The sequence below is a fragment of the Propioniciclava sp. LT432 genome, assembly GCF_059515965.1.
On sequence record NZ_JCAKNE010000008.1, the window covers coordinates 58,840 to 83,255 of the forward strand.

Genomic DNA, 24,416 nt, shown 5'->3' on the forward strand with positions numbered 1-24,416 from the left:
GTGTGTTCCCCGAACTCGACGCCCTGAACCAACGCATCATCGGAAGCCTGCTCGAGAAGCAGGCCACCGTGCCGGCGTCCTACCCCCTCAGCGCGAACGCGCTGAAGTCCGCCTGCAACCAGACGTCCAACCGGGAGCCGGTGACCGACTTCGACGACGCGACGTTGTTGTCGGCGCTCAAGAGCCTCAAGGAGCGCGGCCTCGTCCGGTTCGTGTGGGCCGGCAAGGGGTCACGCGTGGTGAAGTACCACCACCTGGTCGATGAACTGCTGGACCTGACGGACCCCGAGCGGGCCCTGCTGACCGTGCTGCTGCTGCGCGGCGCCCAGTCGGCGGGCGAACTGCGGACGCGGACCGAACGACTGCACCCCTTCGCCGACAAGGAGGCGGTGACCGAGACCCTCACGGCGATGGCGGGGCGACCCGAACCCCTCGTCCGCGAGGTCGGCACGCGGCGGGGTCAGCAGGAGACCCGGTGGGTCCACACGTTGGGTCCGGCCGCGGAAGCCGCGGTGGCCGGGCCCACGGCGTCCGGCCCGGATCGGGAGGCCGTGCTGGCCGATGGGTCCTCCGTCCGGGATGCGCGGGTGGTCGCCGCGTGGGACGCGGTGTCGGCCGACTGGTCGGACGCCCATGCCGATGACCTCACCGACCAGCCGTTGGAGGTGTGGCTGCTCGAGCGCGTGGCGGACGCCGCCGGCGAGGCCCCCATCCTCGACCTGGGGTGCGGCCCCGGCCATGTCGCGGCCTTCCTTGCCGACCTCGGTGCCACGGTCAGCGGGCTGGACTCCTCACCGGCGATGGTGGCCCTGGCGCAGGAGACCTACCCCGACCTGGACTTCGCGGTGGGCGACCTGCGCTCCCTGCTCCGTCCGCGGACGGCGCCCGCCTGGGGAGCGGTGCTGGCACTGCAGTCCCTGCTCCACCTCGCCCCGTCAGAGTTGGGCCCGGCGATCGCTGAGATGGCGCGCGTGCTGCGTCCCGGCGGGCACCTCCTGGTGACGCTGATGGTGGGCGACCGCGTCCGCCCCTACACCGAGTTCCTCGGCCACCCGGTCGACGTGGCGGTCGTCGAGCACGACCAGGCCGACGTCCTCGCCGCGGTGGAGTCCGCAGGGTTGGTGGACGTGGAGTGGTACCGCCGCGCCCCTCGGCCGCACGAGGGCTCCGCCGAACAACTCGCCGTGCTGGCCCGGAAGCCCTGACCTCCGCTCCGCCCTCGCCCCCCTCCCCCCGTGATGCGTTTCCGGGTGGCAGGACCCCCAGAATTCTGGGGGTCCTGCCACCCGGAAATGCCTCACTGGGGGTGGGTCAGAAGAAGGGTGTCGTGGTCAGGCGTTCATCTCCCACACCGTGGTGGTGCCGGACAGCTCATTGCCGACGACCAGCAGCGGTGTGTGGGTCGGGCTGTCGGACGCCGGGACGAACAGCAGGCCCTCGGGGGCGAAGTCGCCCTCGTTCTTGAAGAGTCCGAGCTCGATCGGCGCGGTCGGGTCGGTCACGTCGAAGACCGCGATGGCCGCGAAGCGCTCGAGGCCGACGAACGCGTAGGTGCGTCCGCCGACCTTGCCGACGGTGACGCCCTCGGGCTCGGGGCCCTTGTTGTCGGAGCGGTCGTCGAACGACATCGCGCCGTCGTCCTGGCCCTCGCCGTTGAACGCCTCGGGGGCGAACGCGGCCGTCATGCGCTCCAGGGCGTCGCCGGAATCCCAGACCAGCGCGCCGGCGGCGTCGCGGATGGTGATCGAGCGGGCGCCGTAGCTCCAAAGCTCGGCGTACTCCCCCGCGGCATTCCTGGGCGAGTCGACGACCACATTGAGTCGCCCGATGGCGCTGCTGCCCTGCAGGCCCGCCGCGTTCGAGAAGACCGTCGTGTCCAAGGTGACGTCCTTGATGCGGACCTCGTCCTCCCAGCCGTCGTACTCGCGCGCGTCGCCCTCGTTGGCGGTCACCGTGTAGGTCTTGCCCTCGGCGTCGAAGGCGGCGATCGCATCGGGCATGAACAAACCCTTGACCGGCCAGGTGGCGATGTTGATCTTCTTGTCCCTGTCGGACGCGTCCAGGCCGTTGCCCGGCAGCGAGTGGTCCTTGAGGCCGAGCGGGACGATGTCGGTCACGGTCGCGGACCTGATGTCCACGATCGCAAGGGCGTTGTTCTCCTGCAGGGTCACCCAGGCCGTGTGCCCGGACTTGTCGACAGCGATGTACTCGGGCTCGAGGTCCTGCGCCGCGGTGGAGCCGGGGCCGGAGATGCGGACGCCCTCGGCGCGCAGCGCTTCGGCGTCGAATGCCTCGAAGCCGGCGGTCGAGACGGTGGCCTTCTGGACCGAGCGGGTGATGTCGATGATGGACACCGAGCCGACTGGGTCGACCTGGCCGGCCTCGTAGCCCTCGGGCTCGCCCTCGTTGGCGACGAGGACCTTCTTGCCGTTCGGGGTGAAGGTCACCATGTCGGGCAGCGCGCCCACGGTGACGGTGTTCAGCCTCGCGAGGCTGCGAGCGTCGAAGAAGGACACCGTGCCGTCGGCCTGCTTGTCGTCGGCCTGCTCGGCGACGGCGACGACGCCGTGGCTGACGGCGACCGAATTGGCGCCCGGGGTGGCGAGCTCGCCGATCTTTGTCGGCTCGGCCGGGTTCGAGGCGTCGACCACGTCGATCGTGCCCGCCATGGCGTTGACGACGAACAGGCGCTGCGACTGCTTGTCAAAGGCGACGATCTCGGAGGCGCCCTCGTCCCAAGCGCCGGTGGCGTAGGTGCCCATGGGGGTCATGGAGAAGGCCGGGTCAGTGGAGGCCGCGGGGGCGGCGACGGCCGCAACCGGGACGAGGGCGCAAGCGCCGGCGACGAGACCGGCCAGCGCGATGCGGCGGGTCGAGGATGCGAAGGCAGACATGGACTGGATACTTCCCACCCCACGTGAACGGAAGGTGACGGTCGACCTGTCTGCGTGGGCGTCAGCGCAGGTTGGGACGCACGTGCAGGCCGACCTCGGGGTCGACGATCGTCTCCTGCGCCGCGACGAGGCCATCAACATCCAGGCGCGCGTCGAGCGGGGTGTTCCGCTTGACCAGCGCCAGCCCGATCGGGCCCAGCTCGTGGTGGATGGCCGACGTGCCCATCCGTCCGACCACCTTGCCGTCCAGCAGCACGTCCGCGCCCACCTCCGGCAGGCGCTCGTCCGAGCCGTCGAAGTGCAGGAGCGTCAGGCGGCGCGGCGGACGCCCGAGCGTGTGCACGCGCGCTACGGTCTCCTGCCCGCGGTAGCAGCCCTTCTGCAGGTGGACGCCGACGCCGAGGGCGAGCCCGTCGGGCATGGCCACCTCGTTGGGAATGGTCTTCTCGTCGGTGTCGAGGAAGATGCGGGGCTGCCCGGACGCGATGCGCAGGGCCTCGGACGCCCAGGTGCCGGCCCGCTCCTCGCCGAGGACTTCGTCCAGCGCGTCGCGGGGCACGATGCGCGGGCCGCCGGCGAGGACGAAGGCGTGGGAGTCGCTCACGTCCGCGAGCTCGACCCGGGAGGCGAACACCATGCGGCGCAACCAGGCGAGCAGCGCGTCGAGGTGCCCCGGCTCCGTGGTCGCCCAGAACGCCTCGCCGTCGTCGGCGCCGGCCAGCACGTGCTCGATGTGGCCGTTCGGGTCCAGGACGAACGCGGTGGTCCAGACGCCGGGCGCGATCCCCTCGAAGGCTTGGGAGGTGATGGCGTGCAACCAGGTCAACCGGTCCGGCCCCGTGATCCGGAACACCGGACGATGGGACAGGTCGACCGTCGCCTCCCCCGCCGCCAGGCGGCGCTGCTCGCGCAGCGGCTCACCGTGGTGCCACGGGACGCCGGCGTCGAGGCCCGTCTCGTTGAGGACCGCACGGCCCATGTCAGGACCCCACGCGGTTGAGGGTGGCCCACATGAAGGGGCGCAGCTGGACCTCTGACGTGGCCCGGTCGAAGCTGTACATGAGCTGGCCGTTCACGTTGCCGTAGAGGCGGCGTCCGGCCGTGTACTCCACGGGCGCGTGTGGCGAGCGCACGACGGCGTCCGTGGTGAGGTCGACGCGTCCCGGCTGGAGCTTGCCGAACCAGATCTCCGAGTAGCCCTCGGGGCTGCACATGACGACGTCGGTCTCCGCCTTCGCGTTGGCCCGCCAGAAGCCGGTCTCGAGGGTGAGGGGGCGCTCCGGACGCCCCCGGTCGTCCAACAGGAACATCTGCGCGAGGTAGTGCAGGTAGTCGCCGCCGTTCTCGACGAAGTCGATCTGCACGCCGAACTCGACCTTGCCCTCCCCCGGCCACTCGCGGAAGCCGGTGCCCTCCCAGCGGCCGCGCAGCCAGGCCAGCCCGGCGAGGGCGGGATTGAGGTCGGACGGGATCTCGAACACGTGCTTCTCCTTCATGGCGTCTTCCTCCCCAACGTTGTCGCGCCGCTGTTGATTCCGCAAGCCGTGAGGTGTGCGATCATCCCCGGGGAAGCTAGGGTGGACGCGATGATCACCCGACGAACTCTCCTGTCCGGTGCCACCGCGGGCGCCCTCCTCATGGTTGCGGGCTGCACCGCCGACCAGCCCTCGACCGGTCTGCTTCCCCCCGACCAGACCGAGACCCGGCGCGTCGACCCCCGCGCCACCACGGTCCTCACCAGGATCCCGCCCGCTGACCTGGTCGTGCCCCCCGGTCCCGAGGGCGCTCTCGTGGCGTCCCGCGCGCTGCTGGCGGCCGCCACCGTGGTCGTGGTCGTCGGCCAGACGGACGCCGGCGATCCGTCCGCCTCGCCCCAGCCGACGTCCTCGCCGGGCCCGACGCCCACGACGGGCCCGACGCCCACGACGACCGCCCAACCGACTCCCCAGCCGGACGCCTCCCCCCACGTGACCGCGGCACGCCTGGCCCGCGAACTGGGCGTCCCGGCGTTCGCAGACACACCCGAGCTCGCGGCCGAGCTCGACCGTCTGCAGACGCGCACGGTGATCGCGTACGGCACGCCCCAGCACATCGGTGACCGCGAGCTCGTCGCCGCGCCCGCCAGCGCCGCCGAGGTCGACCTGCCCGGCCTCCCGGCCAAGGCCGAGGCCCCCGGCGTCCTCGCCCTCGTCGTCGGTGAGCTGGACCCGCTGACCGACGCCGTCCTCGGCGCCGCCCAACTCCCGCCCGCCTCGCCGCTCCCCGGACCCCACCCGGGCGCCACGGGTGAGTCCACCGCCCGGGTGCGCGATCACGAGGGTCCCGTCCTGGCCGTGGGCGAGGGATTCGGCACCGAGGAGCAGTTCATCCGGCAGGTCGAGGTGACCCGGACGGCCACCGAATTGCCCGGTGGCGGAGTCGCCCCCTTCCCGGGCCGGCACATGATCGCCCTGTACGGCCACCCGGAGACGGCGGCGCTGGGCATGATGGGTGAGCAGCCCCCCGCGGCGGCGGTCACCCGCCTCAACACGCTGGTGGAGGAGTACCGCCAGCTGATGCCCGACCGGACCGTGATCGGGGCGTTCGAGATCATCACCACTGTGGCCTCGGGCTCCGCGGGCGATGACGGCGACTACAGCTACGAGACCCCGATCGACCTGATCCTCCCCTGGGTCGAGGCGGCCGAGGAGAACGACATCTACGTCGTGCTCGACCTGCAGCCCGGCCGCACCCCGTTCCTCGAGCAGGCCAAGCGGTACGAGGACCTGCTCAAGCGCCCCTGGGTCGGGCTGGCGCTCGACCCGGAGTGGCGGTTGAAGCCGGACCAGAAGCACCTGCGGCAGATCGGGCAGGTGGGAGTCGACGAGGTCAACGAGGTCGGCACCTGGCTGGCTGACCTCGTGGCCCGGCACAAGCTGCCGCCGAAGGTGTTGACGCTCCACCAGTTCCAGACCCGCATGATCGTGGACCGCGCGCGCCTCGACACCTCCCGCCCCGAGATCCAGTACCTCGTGCACGTGGACGGCCAGGGCGGACAGGCGGCCAAACAGGACACCTGGGGGGTCATCAAGCGCAACCTCCCCGCCCACACCCACCTGGGCTGGAAGAACTTCGAGGACGAGGACGTCCCGATGCTCACCCCGAAGCAGACGGTCGACCAGGTGCACCCGACCCCGCAGTTCATCTCCTACCAGTGAGGGCGGCAGCACGATGAGGGTGGTCCTCCAGCGGGTGAGCCGCGCGTCGGTCACGGTGGACGGTGAGGTGGTCGGCTCCATCGACGGCCCCGGCCTGTGCCTGCTCGTGGGCACGACCCACAGCGACACCCGGGCCGACGTGGACCGCCTGGCCGACAAGGTGTGGGGGCTCCGCGTCATGCGGGAGGAACGCTCGGCCTCCGACCTGGACGCGCCCATCCTGGTGGTGAGCCAGTTCACGCTCTACGCCGACGTGCGGAAGGGACGGCGGCCCTCCTGGAGCGACGCGGCCCCCGGGCCGGTCTCCGAACCGCTCGTCCAAGCGTTCGTCGAGGCCCTCCGCGAGCGTGGGGCCCGCGTGGAGACCGGACGGTTCGGCGCCGACATGGCGGTCGACCTCGTCAACGACGGCCCCGTGACCCTGCTGCTCGACAGCGCCACCTGGGCGCGCTGACGGACGGCGGGGCCGTCGGTCGTAGACTGGTCGACGATCGATTTCCGGTCGAAAGGGGTGGGAATGGTCGACGTGCTGGCTGTCAGCCCCCGTGCCCGCCGGGGCCCGGGAGAGCCCGCCTTCGGCGTCCTCTCCGTGCTGCCCCACTCCGTCCGCGAGTTGCTCCCGGACGCCACCGTCGCCACCGAGGCCGCCAACGCTGACGTCGTCGTCCTGGACGGCCGCACCGATCTCGCCCTCGCCCTGCAGATGTGCCGCCTGCTCGCGGCCGCGGGCAGCGAGACGCCCATCCTGCTGGTGCTGCGGGAGGGTGGGTTCGCGGCGGTCAACCCCGAGTGGGGCGTCACCGACATCGTGCTGGACGGGGCGGGTCCCGCCGAGGTCGACGCCCGGATCCGCCTCGCCGCGGGCCGCGACAACGGCTCCTCGGGGATCCTGTCCGCGGGTGGACTGGTGATCAACGAGACCGCGTACTCGGCGACACTGGACGGCCGGCCGCTGGACCTCACCTACACGGAGTTCGAGTTGCTCAAGTACCTGGCGGGCCAGCCGGGCCGCGTGTTCACCCGCGAGACCCTCCTCTCGGACGTGTGGGGCTACGACTACTACGGCGGTACCCGCACGGTGGACGTCCACGTCCGACGCCTGCGCGCCAAGCTGGGTGCCGAGCACGAGTCGCTCATCGGTACCGTCCGCAATGTCGGCTACCGCTTCAGCCCGGAGGGCCGGGCGTGACATGCTCCGCCTAGTGTCCGGCGCATGACTTGTCCGACCGCGGTCGTACCATCGACGAAGCGATGAACACCTTGCCCGACTGGGTCGCCTCGTTCGGCGACAGTGACCTCGAGCGCCGCTTCGGCGCCGAGACCCTGGCGCGCGGGCAGGCGTACGCCGACGACGGACGCGTGCGAGGTGTCCGCACGGCGGGCGACCTCATCATGGCGACGGTGCTGGGCAGTGGCCGGCAGACCTACCAGTGCTCGGCCATCGCGACGGCTGGGCCCACCTCACTCGTGTCCACGTGCACGTGTCCGGTCCGGCGCGACTGCAAGCACGGCGCCGCCCTCATCCTGACCGCGCGGCGCAAGGTCGCCGGTCGCCGCACCGCGCCCTGGCAGCTCGCACTGACCCCCTTGGTCCCCCGTCCGAACGCCGCATCGGGTACGACGCAACTCGCACTCCAGCTGAACGCGGCCGGGCGCGAGTACACGCTCCGGCCCCTGCGGCCCGGGAACCGCGGAAGCTGGGTCAAGACGGGCGCGACGTGGGACGACGTGCGCAACGCGTCCGCGGTGTTCGACCCCCAGCAGCGAGAGGTGCTGGTGGCCCTGCTCGACTCGAGGCGACGCAGCGACCTCGCCTACGGGCACCGTGCCGACGCGCTCCCCCTCTGGGAGCTGCGGCACGACGTGTGGGAGCTGCTGGCCCGCGCGCGGGAGGTCGGTGTCCCCCTGCTGGCCGGGGAGGATGCGTCGCACCGGCCGCTGCCCGAGCCCGAGCTCCTGGACGATCCGTTGGTTCCCGTGCTGCACCTGCACCGGACGGACGGCGTCGTGCTGGCGCCGGTCGTCACGTTCGAGGGCCAGGAACGATCACTGCCCTGGCAGTCCCTCATCGGACGCCCGGCCCACGGCGCCGTGTTCACCCACGAGGGCCGCCTGCTGCTCGGCCGCCTCGCCCGTCCGCTCGACTCCGCCGAGCACCACCTGTTCACCCAGCCCGGTCCCCTCCGCATCCCGGAGGAGGACCTGTCGTTGTTCGGCGCCGGCTTCCTCCCGGCGCTGCGACGACGCATCACGGTGGAGGTGGACGACGACGTCGCGATCCCCGAGGCGGAGCCGCCCCGACTGGTCTGCGGCGTCGAGTTCGGCGAGGCCAGTGCGACCGTCCGGTGGTCGTTCCTCTATCGGGTCGGTTCCGCGACCCACCGGCTGGGGCTCGCACCCACGGCGTCCGACCCCCCGGTGCGCGACTTGGAGGCCGAGGCGGCCCTGGCGGCCCGCGTGCCGGACGGTCCCTGGCGCGTGGTGGGCCCCCGCGGCGAGCCGGCCCTGCGGCCCACCTTCCTGACCGGACGCCCCCTGTTCTCCTTCACCGCGCGCACGCTTCCCGCCCTGGGGGAGCTCGACGGTGTCGACGTCGAGCTCGGGTCGGCTCCCCCCACGTACCGGGAGGCCGAGTCCGCCCCCGTGGTGACGTTGACGGTCAGCGAACCGCCCGCGGGTGACTGGTTCAACCTCAACGTCGAGGTGACGGTCGACGGGGAGGCCGTCCCGTTCGCCGACCTGTTCGCCGCCCTGTCCCGGGGGGAGGACCACCTGCTGCTGGCGTCCGGCACGTGGTTCGACCTCGACCGGCCCGAACTGGAGCAACTCCGGTCCCTGATCGCCGAGGCGAGCCTGCTCGTCGACCACGACGACGACACCTTCCGGCTCCGACCGGAGCACGCCGGCCTGTGGGCCGACCTCGTCGAACTGGGGGTGGTCGCGGAGCAGTCGGCGGCGTGGGCCGAGTCCGTCGGCGCCCTGATCGACCTCGAGTCGCTGCCCGAGGCGGCCGTCCCCCGCGGGCTGGCCGCAGACCTGCGGCCGTACCAGCACACGGGCTTCTCGTGGCTGGCATTCCTGTGGCGCACCCGACTGGGTGGGATCCTGGCCGACGAGATGGGCCTGGGCAAGACGCTGCAGGCGCTGGCGCTGGCCCAAGCCGCGCACGAAGCGGGGGACCTGGCCAGCCCCATGCTCGTCGTCGCCCCCACCTCGGTGCTGGGCACCTGGGTCGCCGAGGCCGCCCGGTTCGCGCCGGGACTCACGGTGGTGCCGATCACCGAGACCCACAAGCGGCGGGGGGCACCCCTCGCCGACGCGGTCTCCGGCGCGCACGTGGTGGTCACGTCCTACACGCTGCTGCGGCTGGAGGCCGAGGCGTACGCCGATCTCGACTGGGCGGCCGTGCTGCTGGACGAGGCGCAGTTCGTGAAGAACCACCGCTCACAGGCGTACCACGCAGTCCGCAGGTTGCGCTCACGGGTGAAGATCGCCCTCACGGGCACGCCGCTCGAGAACAACCTCATGGACCTGTGGTCGCTGCTCTCGATCACCGCGCCGGGCCTGTTCCCGCACCCCAAGGCGTTCGCCGAGGCCTACCGCAAGCCGATCGAGTCGGGTGACGGGGAGGCGCTCGCGCGGCTCCACCGCCGCATCCGTCCCCTGGTCCTGCGCCGCACCAAGGCGGCCGTCGCCACCGAACTGCCCACCAAGCAGGAGCAGGTGGTCCCCGTCGAGCTGTCCCCGGCGCACCGGCGACTGTACGACCGGCACCTCCAGCGCGAGCGGCAGAAGGTGCTCGGCCTCGTCGGCGACCTCGGTCGCAACCGGGTCACGATCCTCCGGTCGCTCACCCTTCTGCGCCAGCTCAGCCTCTCCCCCGCCCTGATCGAGGGTGACTACCCGGCCCAGTCGGCCAAGATCGACACGTTGGTGGAACTCCTCGGTGAGGTCATCGCCGAGGGGCACCGGGCGCTCGTGTTCAGCCAGTTCACCGGGTTCCTCGCCCTCGTCCGTGCCCGGCTCGACGCCGAGGGCATCGCGCACTCCTACCTGGATGGCCGCACCCGCGACCGGGCGGCGCGCATCACCGACTTCCGGGGGGGCGACGACCCGGTGTTCCTCATCTCGTTGAAGGCCGGCGGCTTCGGGCTGACCCTCACCGAGGCCGACTACGTGTTCATCCTCGACCCGTGGTGGAATCCCGCCGCCGAGGCCCAGGCCGTCGACCGCACCCACCGCATCGGGCAGGACAAGCCCGTCAACGTGTACCGGCTGGTCGCCGCCGACACCATCGAGGAGAAGGTGGTCGCGCTGGCCGAGTCCAAGCGACACCTGTTCGACGAGGTCGTCGGGGCGGCGTCCGACGTGGCCGCACCCCTGTCGGCCGAGGACATCCGGGGTCTCCTGGAGGCGTGAGCACCGGGTCCCGGGTCTGGGCCCGGAGTCGGTGTGCCGACGACTATCGTGGCCGCGTGGACCAGTTGACCTCGCTCACCAGCGCCCAGCGGGACGCCGTCGCCGACCTCGCCTCCGCGGCCCGTGCGGTCGACGGGGTGGCCCCCCTCAACGAGGAGGCCGTCCTCCAGCTCGACCGGACCGAGGCGCTGCACTGGCTCGCGATTCGCGACGACGTCGTGGTCGGGTACGCCCAGTGGCAGCTGGCCAACGCCACGGGTCAGCTCGTCGTGCACCCCGGGCACCGCCGCCGGGGCCACGGGAGCTCGCTGTACGCCGCGCTGGCCGGCGACGTCGCCGAGCCCGCCGTGTGGGCGTTCGGTGACAGCCACGCCGCCCAACGCTTCGCCGCCGCCATGGGCCTGCTCCCCGCCCGCGGCCTCCACATCATGGAGCGCGCGTTGGACGCCGGACCCGCGCGTCCGGCACCCGACGGCACCACCCTGCGCGCCTACACCGACGCCGACGCGGACGCCTTCCTGGCCGTCAACGCGGCCGCCTTCGCGAACCACCCGGAACAGGGGCACTTCTCGGGAGCCGACCTCGCCAACCGCCAGGCGGAGAGCTGGTGGGACCCCGCCGGCCTGATCCTGGCCGAGGACGCCGAGGGGGTCGTCGGATTCCACTGGACCAAGCGCCACGACGCCGACACCGGTGAGGTCTACGTCCTCGGCGTCCACCCGCGCGGTGCCGGGCGCGGGCTGGGCGGTGTCCTGCTGGACGCCGGGTTGGCGCACCTCGCGGCGGGCGGCGCGCGCCGGGTCATCCTCTACGTGGACGCCGGGAACATCCCGGCCGTCGGCCTCTACGAGCGCAGTGGTTTCCGGGTCGTCCACACCGATACGCTCTACCGTCCGGCTCCCTCGAGCTGAGACCCGCCGCATGCAGGAAGGCTGGTGACGCGATGCCCGAGCGGTTCGCAGATCCGACGCTCCCCGGTGGGCGCTTCCACGACCGTGAACTGTCGTGGCTCGACTTCAACAATCGCGTGCTGGACCTGGCGAAGGACTCCCGACGCGTGCCGCTGCTCGAGCGCGCCCGCTTCCTGGCGATCTTCAGCTCCAACCTGGACGAGTACTTCATGGTGCGCGTCGCCGGGCTGAAACGGCGCATCGCCGCCGGGCTCGCGCTCCCGGGTGCGTCGGGCATCCTGCCCCGTGACGTGCACGACCTGATCCTCGCCCGCGTCCGGGAGATGACCGACGAGCAGGCTCGGGTGTTCTGTGAGGACGTGCGGCCCGCCCTGGCGGCCGAGGGCATCCGGATCGTGGAGTGGGACGCCCTCGCTGTCGCCGAGCAGGAGCGCATGGCGCGCCTGTTCGAGGAGCGCATCTACCCGATCCTGACCCCGCTCGCGGTCGACCCGTCCCACCCGTTCCCCTACATCTCGGGGCTGTCGGTGAACATCGCCGTCCTCGTGCGGAACCCCACCACGGGCAACCGGCAGTTCGCCCGCATCAAGGTCCCCACGATCCTGCCGCGTTTCGCCCCCCTCGGGGACGGGCGGTACCTGCCCATCGAGGACATCATCGGCCACCGGCTGCAGACGCTCTTCCCCGGCACCGAGCTCCTCGCCTGGACGACCTTCCGGGTCACCCGCAACCAGGACCTGGAGGTGGAGGAGGACGACGCCGAGAACATCCTCCACGCACTGGAGAAGGAACTGCTCCGCCGCAAGGTCGGACGCCCACCCGTCCGGCTCGAGGTGGAGCGTGGCATCCCCACCGAACTGCTGGACGTGCTCCTGGAGGAGCTCGACATCTCCGAAGCCGAGGTCTTCCACCTCCCCGCCCCGCTCGACCTCACGAGCCTCACGCAGATCGCGGCGAGCTCGGATCGGGAGGACCTGTGCTTCGGCGCATTCCTGCCGCAGACCCACCCCGACCTCGCCGAGGTGGAGACGGCCAAGCCCGCCGACCTGTTCGGCGCACTGCGGGAGCGCGACGTCCTCGTTCACCACCCCTACGACAGCTTCGCCACGTCCGTGCAACGCTTCATCGAGCAGGCCGCCGCGGACCCGGCGGTCCTGGCGATCAAGCAGACGCTCTACCGCACCTCCGGCGACTCGCCCATCGTGGACGCCCTGGTCGAGGCGGCCGAGGCCGGCAAGCAGGTGCTCGTCATCGTCGAGATCATGGCCCGCTTCGACGAACACGCGAACATCCGGTGGGCCCGCAAGCTGGAACGTGCCGGCTGCCACGTGGTGTACGGCCTCGTGGGCCTCAAGACGCACGCCAAGTTGTGCCTGGTGGTGCGGGACGAACCCGAGGGCCTGAGGCGCTACGTCCACATCGGCACGGGCAACTACAACCCGTCCACGGCCCGGGCCTACGAGGACATGGGCCTGCTCACGTCGGACCCGACCATCACCGAGGACGTGGGCCGCGTCTTCAACCACCTGTCCGGCGTGACCCGGGACATGGAGTACCGCAGCCTCCTCGTCGCACCCCGGGGCGTCCGCTCCGGACTGATCGCCGCGATCGAAGGCGAGATCGAGAACGCCAGGGCCGGGCGTCCCGCCGGGGTGCGCCTGAAGGTGAATGCGATCGTCGACGAGAAGGTCGTCGACGCGCTCTACCGCGCCTCCGCCGAAGGCGTGCCCGTCGACCTGTGGGTGCGCGGGATGTGCGTCGTCCGCCCGGGCGTGCCCGGTCTGAGCGAGAACATCCGCGTGCGCTCGATCCTGGGTCGCTTCCTGGAGCACAGCCGCCTCTACTGGTTCGCCCATGGCGGGGAGCCGCGGGTCGGCCTCGGCAGCGCCGACCTGATGCACCGCAACCTCGATCGCCGGGTGGAGGTCATCACCCCGATCCCGCACCCTCGGCACGTCAAGGCCATCGGCGCGTTGTTCGAGCTCGCCTTCGACGCTGGGACCGCGGCGTGGCACCTGCAGGACTCCACGTGGACGATGCGGACGAGCGCCCCGGACGGGACGCCGCTCCTCGACCTCCAGGAGCACCTCATCACCACCTTGTCCACCAAGCGCGAGGAGGGGCGATGAAGGGCAGCGGGAAGATCATCACCGCGGCCGGGACCGTCACGATCCGGGAGCGCGAGGGCAAGGAGCCGCACGTGCTGCTGGTGCACCGGCCCGCCTACGACGACTGGACGCTGCCCAAAGGCCACCTGGAGCCGGACGAGTACGAGGCGGTGGCCGCCGGGCGGGAGACCTGGGAGGAGACAGCCGTCAAGGTCGCCCTGCACCTGCCCCTGGGCGTCATCCGGTACCCCGTCGGGGGCGGCACCAAGGTCGTGCACTACTGGCGCGCCGAACCGCTGGAGGGACAGAGGCGCAAGGCGGACCGGGAGGTCGACATGGTCGCATGGCTGACCCCGACCAGCGCGCTGGCCCGCATGACGTACGACGACGAGAAGGGGCTCCTCAAGCAGGCCCTCGGGTTGCCCCACACGACGCCGTTCCTGGTCGTGCGCCACGCGAAGGCGATGGACCGCAAGAACTGGTCGAAGCGCGACATGTATCGCCCGATCACCTCGCGGGGACGGAGGCAGAGCCGCCGTCTTGTGCCGCTCCTGGAGGCGTTCGGCGTCCGCTCCCTCGCGTCCAGCACCTCCACCCGGTGCGTCCAGACCTTGAGCCCCTACGCGAGGGCCAAGGGATTGGACGTGAACGGGTGGACGACCCTGTCCGAGGAGTACGGGCAGGACAACCCGAACTCCGTGCAGGAGCTCATGCAGCGACTGGCACGCGGCGCCGTCGAGTCCGGCACACCGACGGCCGTCTGCGGGCACCGGCCGGTCCTGCCCATCATGCTCGAGGCCCTCGGGCTCCCCGATCGCCCGATGCAGACCGCTTCGGCGATCATCCTGCACCTGGACAACCAGGCCCGCACCGTCGCGACGGAGTTCCACCGTCCCCGTGGTTGACGGGTTGCCGCGGAGTTGCCGCCGGATTGGGCGGACGGGAGACGACCCATCCTTGAGCACTCCCACAAGGTGGTTCGCAAGGCCGGGATGATTTCGTGCCCCAATCGAGACGGGCAGTTCACCATTCGTTCACTTTTGGGTCCGACTCTCTTCACGGCATGTCCCTACCGTCACCCACGGAGATTGGGACAAACCAGTCCTCGGGGCAACGCCCCGAACGCTCGCAAGCAAAGGATGAACCTTGAAGCTCCAGAAGATCGGCGCCCCGCTCGCCGTCCTCACCGTCGCCGCCCTGACCCTGACCGCCTGCGCGGCCAACGAGGCCACCCCGGCCAGCAACTCCGGCAACACCGCTGCCGCCTCCAGCCTCTCCGGCACGCTCGCCGGCCAGGGCTCCTCGGCCATGGGCAGCGCCCAGAAGGCTTGGACCGCAGGCTTCCAGACCGAGCACCCGCAGGTCACCATCAACTACAACCCCGCGGGCTCCGGCGCCGGCCGCGACGCCTTCGTCGCGGGTGCCGTCCAGTACGCGGGCTCGGACCGTGCGTTCAAGGACGAGGAGATGGGTGCCGGCAAGTTCGCCAAGTGCGCCACCGACTCCAGCGCCCTCAACCTCCCGACCTTCATCTCCCCGATCGCCGTGATGTTCAACATCGAGGGCGTCGAGGAGCTCAACCTCAAGCCCGAGGTCATCGCCAGCATCTTCTCCGGCAAGATCACGAAGTGGAACGACCCGGCCATCGCCGCCGACAACCCCGGCGTGACCCTGCCCGACGCCACGATCACCGCCGTGCACCGCGCTGACGATTCGGGCACCACCGAGAACTTCACCGACTACCTCAGCAAGGCCGCCCCCGCGGTCTGGACCGAGAAGGCTGACGGCGAGTGGCCGGCCGCCTTCGGTGGCGAGGCCGCGCAGGGCACCTCCGGTGTGGTCGGGGCCGTCAAGAACGGTGCGAACACCATCGGTTACGCCGACCTCGGCCAGGTCGGCGACCTGGGCAAGGTCTCCGTCGGCGTCGGCTCCGACTTCATCGCGCCGACCCCCGAGGGTGCCGCCGCGATGGTCGAGGCCTCCCCGAAGGTCGAGGGCCGCAAGGACCACGACTGGGCCCTCAAGCTCGACCGCAAGGCCGCTGACGCCTACCCGATCGCCCTGGTCGCCTACACCATGGTGTGCGAGCAGTACCAGGACGCCAAGGACGCCGAGCTGGTGAAGGCCTACGTGGGCTACACCCTGTCGGCCGATGGCCAGAAGCTCGCCGCCGAGAAGGCCGGCGCCGCCCCGCTGAGCGAGAAGATGCAGGCCAACGTCAAGGCCGCCATCGATTCGGTCAAGTGACCTTGCTCGAGTAGCTCCCTGAAAGGCCTGTCCCGGTATTCTGGCCGGGACGGGCCCTTCACTTCCCCTCCCCCTCATTCTTGCTCCCGTCGGCCCGGCACGGGCCCCAGACAACTTGGGAAGGCATTCGTGAGCAGCACCACACAGGCGAGGCCGGCAGAGCCGAGATCCTCGCTCGTCCCCACCAAGCGGCGGATCGGCGACAGCGTCTTCAAGGGCTTGTCGACCGGTTCGGGCATCGTCATTCTCGCGATCCTCGGCGCCGTCGCCACCTTCCTCGTGGCGCTGTCCATTCCCGCGCTGACCACCGCCCCCGAGGAGCTCGCCTCGCGAGGATACGGCGAGTTCTGGTCCTGGGTGCTCCCCTACGCCTTCGGCACGATCTGGTCGTCCTTCTGGGCCCTGTTGTTCGCCGTTCCGGTGTCGATCGGCATCGCCCTGTTCATCTCCCACTACGCCCCCCGCCGGCTGGCGCAGTCGCTGGGCTACGTCGTCGACCTGCTCGCCGCCGTGCCCTCCGTCGTCTACGGCCTGTGGGGGTTCTTCGTGCTGGCGCCGGCCCTGCAGCCGCTCCACGTGTGGCTCACCACCTACCTGGGCTGGATCCCGCTGTTCTCCGGTGACCCGTCCGGCACCGGCCGCACGATCCTGACCACGTCGCTCGTGCTGGCGGTGATGATCCTGCCGATCATCACCTCCCTGTGCCGTGAGGTCTTCCTGCAGACGCCGAAGCTCCACGAGGAGGCGGCTCTCGCCCTCGGCGCCACCCGGTGGGAGATGATCAGGATGGCCGTCTTCCCCTTCGCCCGCGCCGGCATCGTGTCCGCCGTGATGCTCGGCCTCGGTCGCGCCCTGGGTGAGACGATGGCCGTCGCCATGATCCTCTCCGGCGCCCACGTCATCCACTTCCAGTTGACGGGTCAGTCGAACCCCAACAGCATCGCCGCCAACATCGCGCTGAACTTCCCCGAGGCCTTCGGCCTGCGCGTGAACCAGTTGATCGCCTCCGGCCTCGTGCTGTTCGTGATCACCCTCGCGGTCAACGTGCTGGCCCGCTGGATCGTGAGCCGCCGCGCCGCCTTCTCAGGAGCCAACTGATGAGCACCCTCACCGACAACCGTCCCCCGCGAGCGGTCGCACCGACGTCGCTGACCGCGGGCCAGCTCCCCCGGTGGACGCCGTGGGTCATCCTGGCCGCCTCGGGCGTCGTGGGTGCAGTGGCCACCGTGCTCCTCGGCGGGTTCCACATCGCCCTCGCGTCCGTCATCGCAGCCGTGCTGTTCCTCGTGTTCATGCACATCGCGTCTTTCACCGTCGAGGGCTCACGTCGGGCGGCCGACCGCCTGTTCCAGCACCTGGTGACCGGAGCGTTCCTGCTCGCGCTGCTCCCCCTCATCTCGGTCGTCGTCACCACCCTCGCGGACGGATTGCGCCGCTTCGACCCGATGTTCTTCTCCTACTCGATGCGCAATGTCCTGGGCGATGGCGGCGGGGCGAACCACGCCATCTGGGGAACCCTGATCGTCACGGGCATCGCGACGCTGATCTCGGTGCCGATCGGCCTGCTCACCGCGATCTACCTCGCCGAGTACGGCGGACGTTCGGCGCTCGCGCGCGGCATCACGTTCTTCGTCGACGTGATGACCGGCATCCCGTCCATCGTGGCCGGCCTGTTCGCCTACGCCGTCTTCGCGCTGCTCTTCGGCCCTGGCTTCTACAGCGGGCTGTCGGGGTCGGTCGCGTTGTCCGTGCTCATGATTCCCGTCCTGGTGCGTTCCACGGAGGAACTCCTGCGCATCGTGCCGAACGAACTCCGTGAGGCGTCCTACGCGCTCGGGGTGCCGAAGTGGCGGACGATCCTGAAGATCGTGCTCCCCACTGCCATCTCGGGCATCGTGGCAGGCGTCATCCTCGCCATCGCCCGCATCATCGGCGAGACGGCCCCCCTCATGGTCGCGGCGGGCTTCACCCAGAGCCTCAACACCAACCCGCTGTCGGGCCCCATGATGACCCTCCCGGTCTTCGTCTACGACCAGTACGCACGCCCGGGCATCCCCAACGAGCCCTACTGGGACCGCGCCTGGTCGGGAGCCCTCACCCTCATCCTCATCGTCATGGCCTTGAACCTCATTGGCCGTATCATTGCCAAGCGGTTCGCGCCCAAGGCCGGCCGGTAACAAGGAGCCACGCACACCATGTCCAAGCGAATCGAAGCGACCGACGTCGACATCTACTACGGCAAGTTCAAGGCCGTCGAGGGCGTCAGCATGACCATCGAGCCGCGGGCCGTCACGGCCTTCATCGGCCCGTCCGGCTGCGGCAAGACCACCTTCCTGCGGACGCTGAACCGCATGCACGAGGTCATCCCGGGCGCCTACGTCGACGGTGAGATCCTGCTCGACGGCGAGAACCTCTACGGCCCCGGCGTCGACCCGGTGAATGTGCGCCGCAAGATCGGCATGGTCTTCCAGCGCCCGAACCCGTTCCCGACGATGTCCATCAAGGAGAACGTCCTCGCCGGCCTGCGCCTCAACCAGAGGGAGCTGTCGAAGTCCGAGCAGGACGACATCGCCGAGAAGGCCCTGCGCGGCGCCAACCTGTGGGAGGAGGTCAAGCACCGTCTCGACCTGCCCGGCTCCGGCCTGTCCGGCGGCCAGCAGCAGCGCCTCTGCATCGCCCGCGCGATCGCCATGTCCCCCGAGGTCCTCCTGATGGACGAGCCCTGCTCCGCCCTGGACCCGATCTCCACGCTGGCCATCGAGGACCTGATCCAGGAGCTGAAGGCCAACTACACGATCGTGATCGTGACCCATAACATGCAGCAGGCCGCCCGCGTCTCCGACACCACGGCCTTCTTCAACATCGCCGGCACCGGCCAGCCCGGCAAGCTCATCGAGATGGATTCGACCGAGAAGATCTTCTCCACCCCGTCCGTCAAGGCCACCGAGGACTACATCACCGGCCGCTTCGGCTGATCGACACCCTCCGCGTGCTGGGCCCCGACCACGGTCGGGGCCCAGCTGCATTCCCACATAGACTCGGGGCATGAGCGAGGCAGGTTGGTACCCCGATCCAGGCGGCCAGCAGGATCTCTTCCGCTGGTGGGACGGCAGCCAGTGGACGCCCATGGTCACCCGCGAGCCCTTCGCCGGCCCGCCCGCGCGCGATCCGCGCCAGCCCTGGAGTGCCCCCGAGGCCCACGACCTCCCGATCAGGGAGTTGTCGGACGAGGATCGGCAGGCCTGGCGGTCGTCCGCCGGCGCCGAGCCGCAGCGTTCGGGGCGAGGCCCGCTGATCGTCCTCGTCCTGGTCGGCGTCCTCCTGGTGGCACTGCTCGCCGCGTCGGTCCAGCTGCTCACCGGTGGGTCCCTGGGGCCGTTGGGCGGCAACGGGCCTGCGTCCAACCCGACCGCCGCGGTCTGCCCGCCCAAGCGCATCACCACGGAGCCCAGCACCCACACGAACCCAGCCGGCCGCGTGCAGGGCGGCAAGCTCTCCTACCCGCAGCTCGGGTCTCCGTGGGGTCCGGTCGAGCAGGAGACCCGTGTTCCCTTCGGCCGCGACGTCTACGGCCAGTCCGTGATGGTCGAGCCGAACTACGACGGCAACGCCAGTTGGGTGGCGTCCATCGTCGTGGGTGAGCTCGTGGCCGGCGACGGCTTCTTCGACCCCCAGCAGGGCGCCGAGATCATCGCCCAGTGCGTGCTGGGCGTCTTCTACGCGGACGCCGAGGTCGGGCGCTCCGACCGGGTCAGCCAGGCCACGACCGTCGACGGGCGCGACGCGTGGCTGACGGAGATGCACCTCACCTTCGACATCCCGAACCTGAAGGAGAAGGGCGAGACGGCCATCATCATGGTCGTCAAGACCGGCACCGACTCCTCCAGCCTGTACTACGCCTCGATCCCCGACAGTCGTCCCGAGTTGCTCGCCACGGCCCGTCAGGTGCAGGGCCAGCTCCGCGTGGAGCCCTGAGGCCTCAGGAGACGTTCAGCCCCAGCGACAACAGGGCGTTCTCGACCACTTCGGGCAGCGCGGGGTGGATCCAGTACTGACCGCGCGCCATGGTGGGGACGTCCAGTCCGGTGGCCATCGCCTGGATGACCGGTTGGATGAGCGACGACGCCTGCGGGCCGATGATGTGGGCCCCGAGCAACTGCCGCGTCTGCTTGTCGGCGATCAGCTTCACGCAGCTCTCCGTGTCCTCCAGCGCCCAGCCGTAGGCCGTGCTGCCGTACTCCTGCACCGCCACCGCGATGTCGTGCCCGGCTGCGCGCGCCTCGGTTTCGGTGAGGCCCACGGCGGCCACCTGGGGGCTGCCGAACACCGCGTGGGGGATCGGGCCGAGCTCGCTCGTCATCGGGGCGTCCGGGTGCAGCAGGTTGTACTGGACGACCCGGGCCTCGTGGTTGGCCACGTGCTTGAGCATGAACGGCGAGGAGACGTCCCCGAAGGCCCACACGCCCTCGACGCTGGTGCGCTGCTGCTCGTCGACGACGATGAAGCCCTCCTCGTCCGTCGCGATGCCGCCGGCCCGGGCGTCCACCCGGTCGCTGTTGGGGCGACGGCCGGTCGCCACGAGGAGGAGGTCGCCCTCGATGACGTGTTCGTGTCCCCCGTTGTCCACCGTGAACAGGCGGACGCCCTCGGCGTCCGCCTCGACGCGCCGGGTGACCTGGCCCAGGCGGAGGTCGAGGTGACGGGCGGCCGCGGTGGTGTAGCGGCGTGAGACCTCGTCGTCCTCGCGGCGGAGCATGACGCCGGAGCGGGCCACCACGGTGACCTGGGCGCCGAAGGCGGAGAACACGTGGGCGAACTCGGCGGCGATGAAGCCCGCGCCCAGGATGACGACGCGCTCGGCCAACGCGTCGATGCGCATGACCGTGTCGGAGTTGTGGACGCGCTGCGACGCCCAGGCCTCGGACAGGCCCTCGATGGTCTCGGGCGAGGTGCAGCGCGACCCTGCGCCGATGACGATCCTGTCCGCCGTGATGGTCTCCCCCGCCACCTCCAGAACACGTTCGCCGACGAAGCGGGCGGTCTGGCGGTACAGCGTGACGTTGTCCGCCTGGGCGCGCCAGGCCTCACCGCCCTCGCTGATGGGGTCGATCCGGCCGAAGATGCGGTCCCGGACCGTGGCCCAGTCGGCGGTCGGCTGCGGTACGGTCACGCTGATCGCCGCCGCCGCCTCGGGGGCGCGAAGGGCGTCCGCCGGCAGCACGAACATCTTGGTGGGGATGCAGCCGTGGTTCAGGCAGGTGCCGCCGAACCGTACCCCGTCGTCGATGAGGGCGACGTCCCAGTCGCCGAAACGTTCGTCGACGATCGAGTTGCCCGAGCCGGAGCCGATGATGATGAGGTCGAAATGGCGCACCCGACCAGTCTCCCAGAAGGCTCAGATGCCGGCGTACGAGTGCAGTCCGACGGTCAGCAGGTTGACGCCGACGAAGTTGAACCAGAAGGTCACCACGCCCAGGATCGCCAGCCACGCGGCACGGACGCCCTTCCAGCCGGCGGTGACGCGGGCGTGCAGGTAGGCGGCGTACACGACCCAGGTGACCAGCGACCAAGTCTCCTTGGGATCCCAGCCCCAGAAGCGGCCCCAGGCGTAGTCGGCCCAGACCGCGCCCGCCAGGATCGTGAAGGTCCACAGCGGGAACGCGAAGCGGTGCACGCGGAACGAGAAGTCATCGAGGGCGGTCGCCTTCGGCAGGCGCGCGAGGTAACCGGTCACCGGACCCTTGGCCTCGGCCCGGGTGCGCACCAGGAAGAGGATCGCCGCGATCGCCGCCACGTTGAAGGCCGCCGCCGAGACGGCCGCCGCAACGATGTGGACGATGAACCACACCGAGTGCAGCGCGGGCACGAGCGGTGCGACGGCGACGTAGAAGACCGTCACCGCGAGGCCCTGGCCCACCGACAGCAGCAGGGTCACCGGGAGGCCCAGCCACGTCCACCCGCGCCGCCACACGAGCAGCAGGTAGAAGATGGCGGCGAACGCGAGCGAGCTCGTCACGAACTCGTACATGTTGCCCCACGGGAGTCGCTCGGCCGCGATGCCGCGGAGGACGACGCCCGCGACATGGCACAGCACGCCCACGATGGTCAGCGCCACCCCGATCCGGCTGAACAGGCGGACGCGGTACTCGGACGCCCCGGCGACGGCCGGCTCGGCGACGTCCGGTTGGGTGACGGCCGGTTGGGTGACGGCCGGGCCGCCCGCGGCGACCAACTGCCGCTCGCGGACCGGACGCCGGTCCGCCGCCCACTCCACGGCGTGGGCGACCATCGCCAGCAGGTAGAGGACGGCCGACAACACCATGGGAAGGCTCGTGTAGGCGCTCATGCGTTCTCCTTCTCGTCCACGCGATCCTCGTCGCCCGCGTGTTCCTGGGGATGCCGGACGCCGGCGGCCACCGCCAGCTCGGCGACGTCGTCGGTCAGACCGGTCGAGGACTCGGCCCGGTCGAGCCCGCCGACCTCGGCGCGGAGACCGTCCGGGGTGTCCACCACGCGCACCCACAGGCGACGCGGGCGAATGTACAGGCTCAGCAGCATGCCGACCACTGCGAGCAGGACGGAACCGATCACGAGCCACAGCCCCGGCTCGTTGGAGATCTGGAGCTTCGTCCAGCGCCTCCAGTCGTCGAACGACAGGGAGGACCCGTCCGGCAGGTCGATGGCCTGACCGGGCGCGATGCGGAACGTGACGATCTTGCCGTCGGCCGTGCGCATCTGCTCCAGGCCGTCCTTGTTGATCGAGTAGACCGACTCGGGGCGTCCGGTCTCGTCCCGCGGCGGGCCGGTCCAGACGTTGACGAACAACTCGGGGGCCAGCGCGTCCGGGAAGACGGAGTGCGGGCCGCGCTGGTCGACCACGGCCGTGGGCAGGAAGAAGCCCTCGAAGCCGAGGTAGTTCGGCCGGGCGTCCGGGGCCTTGACCACGCCGAGTGAGGTGAAGTTGCCGTCCTGGGGCAGGAACACGACCGGGCCGGAGAACGCCACGTCGCCGTTCGGGTCGGTGACCGTGACGACCGGGGCGTAGCCGTGGCCGATGAGGTGGACCTGGGTGCCGTCCACCTCGAGCGGGTGGTTGACCTCGATGCGCGTCGCCTCGGGCTCACCGGAACCGTGGGCGACACGGACGTCCGCCTCGAAGACGCGGGCGGCGCCCCGCTGGACCTCGCCGGTCTCGAACTTGGCGGTGAAGCGGTCGACCCAGATCGTGAAAGGCTGCAGGTTCTCGGCCTTGAACGCGGCGCCCGCGGAGAAGTCGTCGTACTGGGTGAGGTTGTTGCTGAACGCCTGGCCCTCGACCACGACGACCTCGCCCTTGTAGTGGAACATCGTGTTCCAGGCCACGCCCACGAGCATGAGGGCGAAGCTGAGGTGGAACAGGATGTTGCCGAACTCGCGCAGGTACCCGCGCTCGGCGGCCACCGCGTCGCCCTCGCGCCGGACGCGGAAGCGCTTCGCGCGCAGCAGGTGCTCCGCGTTGCCGAGCGCCTCGTCCGCCGGCAACGCCGTCGGGCCGGACGCGCTGGCCGGCAGGCGGTCCAGTCGCCTGGGCGTCCGGGCCGGGGGCTGGCCGACCGCCTTCGCGTACACCGCGATGCGGGGCAGGATGCAGCCGATGAGCGAGACCGTGAGCAGCAGGTAGACCGCCGAGAACCACGGCGAGCCGTACACGTCGAACAGGCCCAGCACCTCGTACAGGTCGGCGACGGCCGGGTTGGCGGCCTTCCAGTCGGACACGCGGATGGGCGCGACGGGACGCTGCGGGAGCAGCGAGCCGGGGATTGCCACCAGGGCGAGGGTGAGCAGCAGGATCAGCGCCGTCCGCATGGAGGTCAACTGCACCCAGAACAGTCGGAGGAGCGCCACTCAGATCACCAATCCGTACGCCGACGCCCACTGGCGGAAGACACCCATCAACCGGTCCCACAGGCCGGTGACGAGCAGGACGCCGACGAGCACCATCATGCCCCCGCCCAACTTCTGGAGCAGACCGTGGTGGCGCTTGACCCAGTCCAGCGCGCCGGCGAACCGGTCGAACGCCAGCCCGGCGAGCAGGAAGGGCACGCCGAGGCCCAGCGCGTACGCCAATGCGAGGACCGCACCCCGGACGGCCGTCCCCTCGTTGAGGGCCAGCGTCAGGACGACCGACAGCGTGGGGCCGATGCAGGGCGTCCAACCCAGTCCGAAGACGATCCCCAACAACGGCGCGGCTGCCAGTCCGACGGCCGGCGCGCGGCCACCCATCCGGTAGGTGCCCTGCCCGATGGTGAGGACGCCGGCGAACACCAGCCCCAGCAGGATCGCGATGATGCCGATCACGACCGAGATGGGACGGCTCCAGGTGAGCAGCAGGCTGCCGAGCCCGCCGAACAGGGCGCCGGTGGAGACGAAGACGAGCGCGAAGCCGGCGATGAACAGGCTCGTCCCGAGCAGCATGCGTCCGCGGCTGCCCTTCCCCGACGTGACGTCGGACGCCGACAGGCCCGTCGCGTACGACAGGTAACCCGGCAGCAACGGCAGGACGCAGGGTGAGAAGAACGAGACGACGCCGGCGAGGAGGGCGACGGGCAGGGCGAGGACCATCGAGCCACCCGCGGCCTGCGCGAACCAGGAGCCGATGTC

The 24,416-nt window shown here is 70.7% G+C and carries 20 protein-coding genes; 13 read left to right on the plus strand and 7 right to left on the minus strand.

Annotated elements, in window-relative coordinates; genetic code table 11:
• Positions 1-2: 2 nt before the first annotated feature.
• The gene (locus AC5YDV_RS05800; RefSeq protein WP_496182389.1) at positions 3-1,205 is read left to right on the plus strand and encodes a DUF480 domain-containing protein; all 1,203 of its coding nucleotides are present in this window, start codon (positions 3-5) and stop codon (positions 1,203-1,205) included.
• A gap of 126 nt (positions 1,206-1,331) precedes the next feature.
• On the opposite strand, the gene AC5YDV_RS05805 is transcribed toward AC5YDV_RS05800, so the two are convergent.
• The 3 genes from AC5YDV_RS05805 to AC5YDV_RS05815 form a co-directional block, all read right to left on the minus strand.
• Positions 1,332-2,894, minus strand: a complete 1,563-nt coding sequence (locus AC5YDV_RS05805) for a choice-of-anchor I family protein (RefSeq protein WP_496182390.1) — start codon at positions 2,892-2,894, stop codon at positions 1,332-1,334.
• A 61-nt stretch (positions 2,895-2,955) separates the two neighbouring features.
• A complete protein-coding gene (ygfZ, locus tag AC5YDV_RS05810) occupies positions 2,956-3,873 on the minus strand; it encodes a CAF17-like 4Fe-4S cluster assembly/insertion protein YgfZ (RefSeq protein ID WP_496182391.1) in 918 nt (305 codons plus the stop codon).
• A 1-nt stretch (position 3,874) separates the two neighbouring features.
• Positions 3,875-4,390 carry a heme-binding beta-barrel domain-containing protein gene (locus AC5YDV_RS05815; RefSeq protein WP_496182392.1) on the minus strand — a complete coding sequence of 172 codons (516 nt, stop codon included), beginning with the start codon at positions 4,388-4,390 and terminating at the stop codon, positions 3,875-3,877.
• 90 nt (positions 4,391-4,480) lie between these two features.
• Between AC5YDV_RS05815 and AC5YDV_RS05820 the strand changes: the two genes are divergently transcribed.
• The 12 genes from AC5YDV_RS05820 (at position 4,481) to AC5YDV_RS05875 (ending at position 19,751) form a co-directional block, all read left to right on the plus strand.
• On the plus strand, positions 4,481-6,091 hold the full coding sequence (locus AC5YDV_RS05820) for a hypothetical protein (protein WP_496182393.1): 1,611 nt from the start codon (positions 4,481-4,483) through the stop codon (positions 6,089-6,091).
• A 13-nt stretch (positions 6,092-6,104) separates the two neighbouring features.
• Positions 6,105-6,545: a D-aminoacyl-tRNA deacylase gene (dtd, locus tag AC5YDV_RS05825; RefSeq protein ID WP_496182394.1), complete on the plus strand. Its 441-nt coding sequence runs from the start codon at positions 6,105-6,107 to the stop codon at positions 6,543-6,545.
• 63 nt (positions 6,546-6,608) lie between these two features.
• The gene (locus tag AC5YDV_RS05830) at positions 6,609-7,280 is read left to right on the plus strand and encodes a winged helix-turn-helix transcriptional regulator (RefSeq protein WP_496182395.1); all 672 of its coding nucleotides are present in this window, start codon (positions 6,609-6,611) and stop codon (positions 7,278-7,280) included.
• Between the two features lie 62 nt (positions 7,281-7,342).
• Positions 7,343-10,510: a DEAD/DEAH box helicase gene (locus AC5YDV_RS05835; RefSeq protein WP_496182396.1), complete on the plus strand. Its 3,168-nt coding sequence runs from the start codon at positions 7,343-7,345 to the stop codon at positions 10,508-10,510.
• Between the two features lie 56 nt (positions 10,511-10,566).
• Positions 10,567-11,421, plus strand: coding sequence for a mycothiol synthase (gene mshD / locus AC5YDV_RS05840; RefSeq protein ID WP_496182397.1), 855 nt, complete (start codon positions 10,567-10,569; stop codon positions 11,419-11,421).
• 32 nt (positions 11,422-11,453) lie between these two features.
• The gene (locus tag AC5YDV_RS05845) at positions 11,454-13,550 is read left to right on the plus strand and encodes an RNA degradosome polyphosphate kinase (protein ID WP_496182398.1); all 2,097 of its coding nucleotides are present in this window, start codon (positions 11,454-11,456) and stop codon (positions 13,548-13,550) included.
• Positions 13,547-14,434, plus strand: coding sequence for an NUDIX hydrolase (locus tag AC5YDV_RS05850; protein WP_496182399.1), 888 nt, complete (start codon positions 13,547-13,549; stop codon positions 14,432-14,434). The genes AC5YDV_RS05845 and AC5YDV_RS05850 overlap by 4 nt, the downstream gene beginning before the upstream one ends.
• A gap of 241 nt (positions 14,435-14,675) precedes the next feature.
• Complete coding sequence (gene pstS, locus AC5YDV_RS05855; protein WP_496182400.1) at positions 14,676-15,776, plus strand: phosphate ABC transporter substrate-binding protein PstS; 1,101 nt, start codon at positions 14,676-14,678, stop codon at positions 15,774-15,776.
• A 129-nt stretch (positions 15,777-15,905) separates the two neighbouring features.
• Entirely contained in the window at positions 15,906-16,874 is a 969-nt protein-coding gene (gene pstC / locus AC5YDV_RS05860; protein ID WP_496182401.1) for a phosphate ABC transporter permease subunit PstC, read from the plus strand.
• Positions 16,874-17,953 (plus strand): phosphate ABC transporter permease PstA, encoded by a 1,080-nt coding sequence (gene pstA / locus AC5YDV_RS05865; RefSeq protein WP_496182402.1) that lies wholly within the window; start codon positions 16,874-16,876, stop codon positions 17,951-17,953. Before pstC ends, pstA begins: the two co-directional genes overlap by 1 nt.
• An 18-nt stretch (positions 17,954-17,971) precedes the next feature.
• A complete protein-coding gene (gene pstB, locus AC5YDV_RS05870) occupies positions 17,972-18,751 on the plus strand; it encodes a phosphate ABC transporter ATP-binding protein PstB (protein ID WP_496182403.1) in 780 nt (259 codons plus the stop codon).
• A 70-nt stretch (positions 18,752-18,821) separates the two neighbouring features.
• Positions 18,822-19,751 carry a DUF2510 domain-containing protein gene (locus AC5YDV_RS05875; protein WP_496182404.1) on the plus strand — a complete coding sequence of 310 codons (930 nt, stop codon included), beginning with the start codon at positions 18,822-18,824 and terminating at the stop codon, positions 19,749-19,751.
• Positions 19,752-19,755: 4 nt separating this feature from the next.
• Here AC5YDV_RS05875 and AC5YDV_RS05880 read toward each other — a convergent pair whose 3' ends face one another.
• From AC5YDV_RS05880 to AC5YDV_RS05895, 4 genes are read right to left on the minus strand one after another with little or no spacing between them, the layout of a single operon-like run.
• Positions 19,756-21,150, minus strand: coding sequence for a mycothione reductase (locus tag AC5YDV_RS05880; RefSeq protein ID WP_496182405.1), 1,395 nt, complete (start codon positions 21,148-21,150; stop codon positions 19,756-19,758).
• Positions 21,151-21,171: 21 nt separating this feature from the next.
• Positions 21,172-22,122: a c-type cytochrome biogenesis protein CcsB gene (gene ccsB, locus AC5YDV_RS05885; protein ID WP_496182406.1), complete on the minus strand. Its 951-nt coding sequence runs from the start codon at positions 22,120-22,122 to the stop codon at positions 21,172-21,174.
• Positions 22,119-23,660: a cytochrome c biogenesis protein ResB gene (gene resB / locus AC5YDV_RS05890; protein ID WP_496182407.1), complete on the minus strand. Its 1,542-nt coding sequence runs from the start codon at positions 23,658-23,660 to the stop codon at positions 22,119-22,121. The genes ccsB and resB overlap by 4 nt, the downstream gene beginning before the upstream one ends.
• A complete protein-coding gene (locus AC5YDV_RS05895) occupies positions 23,661-24,377 on the minus strand; it encodes a cytochrome c biogenesis CcdA family protein (protein ID WP_496182455.1) in 717 nt (238 codons plus the stop codon). It lies immediately after the preceding gene.
• Positions 24,378-24,416 lie beyond the last annotated feature (39 nt).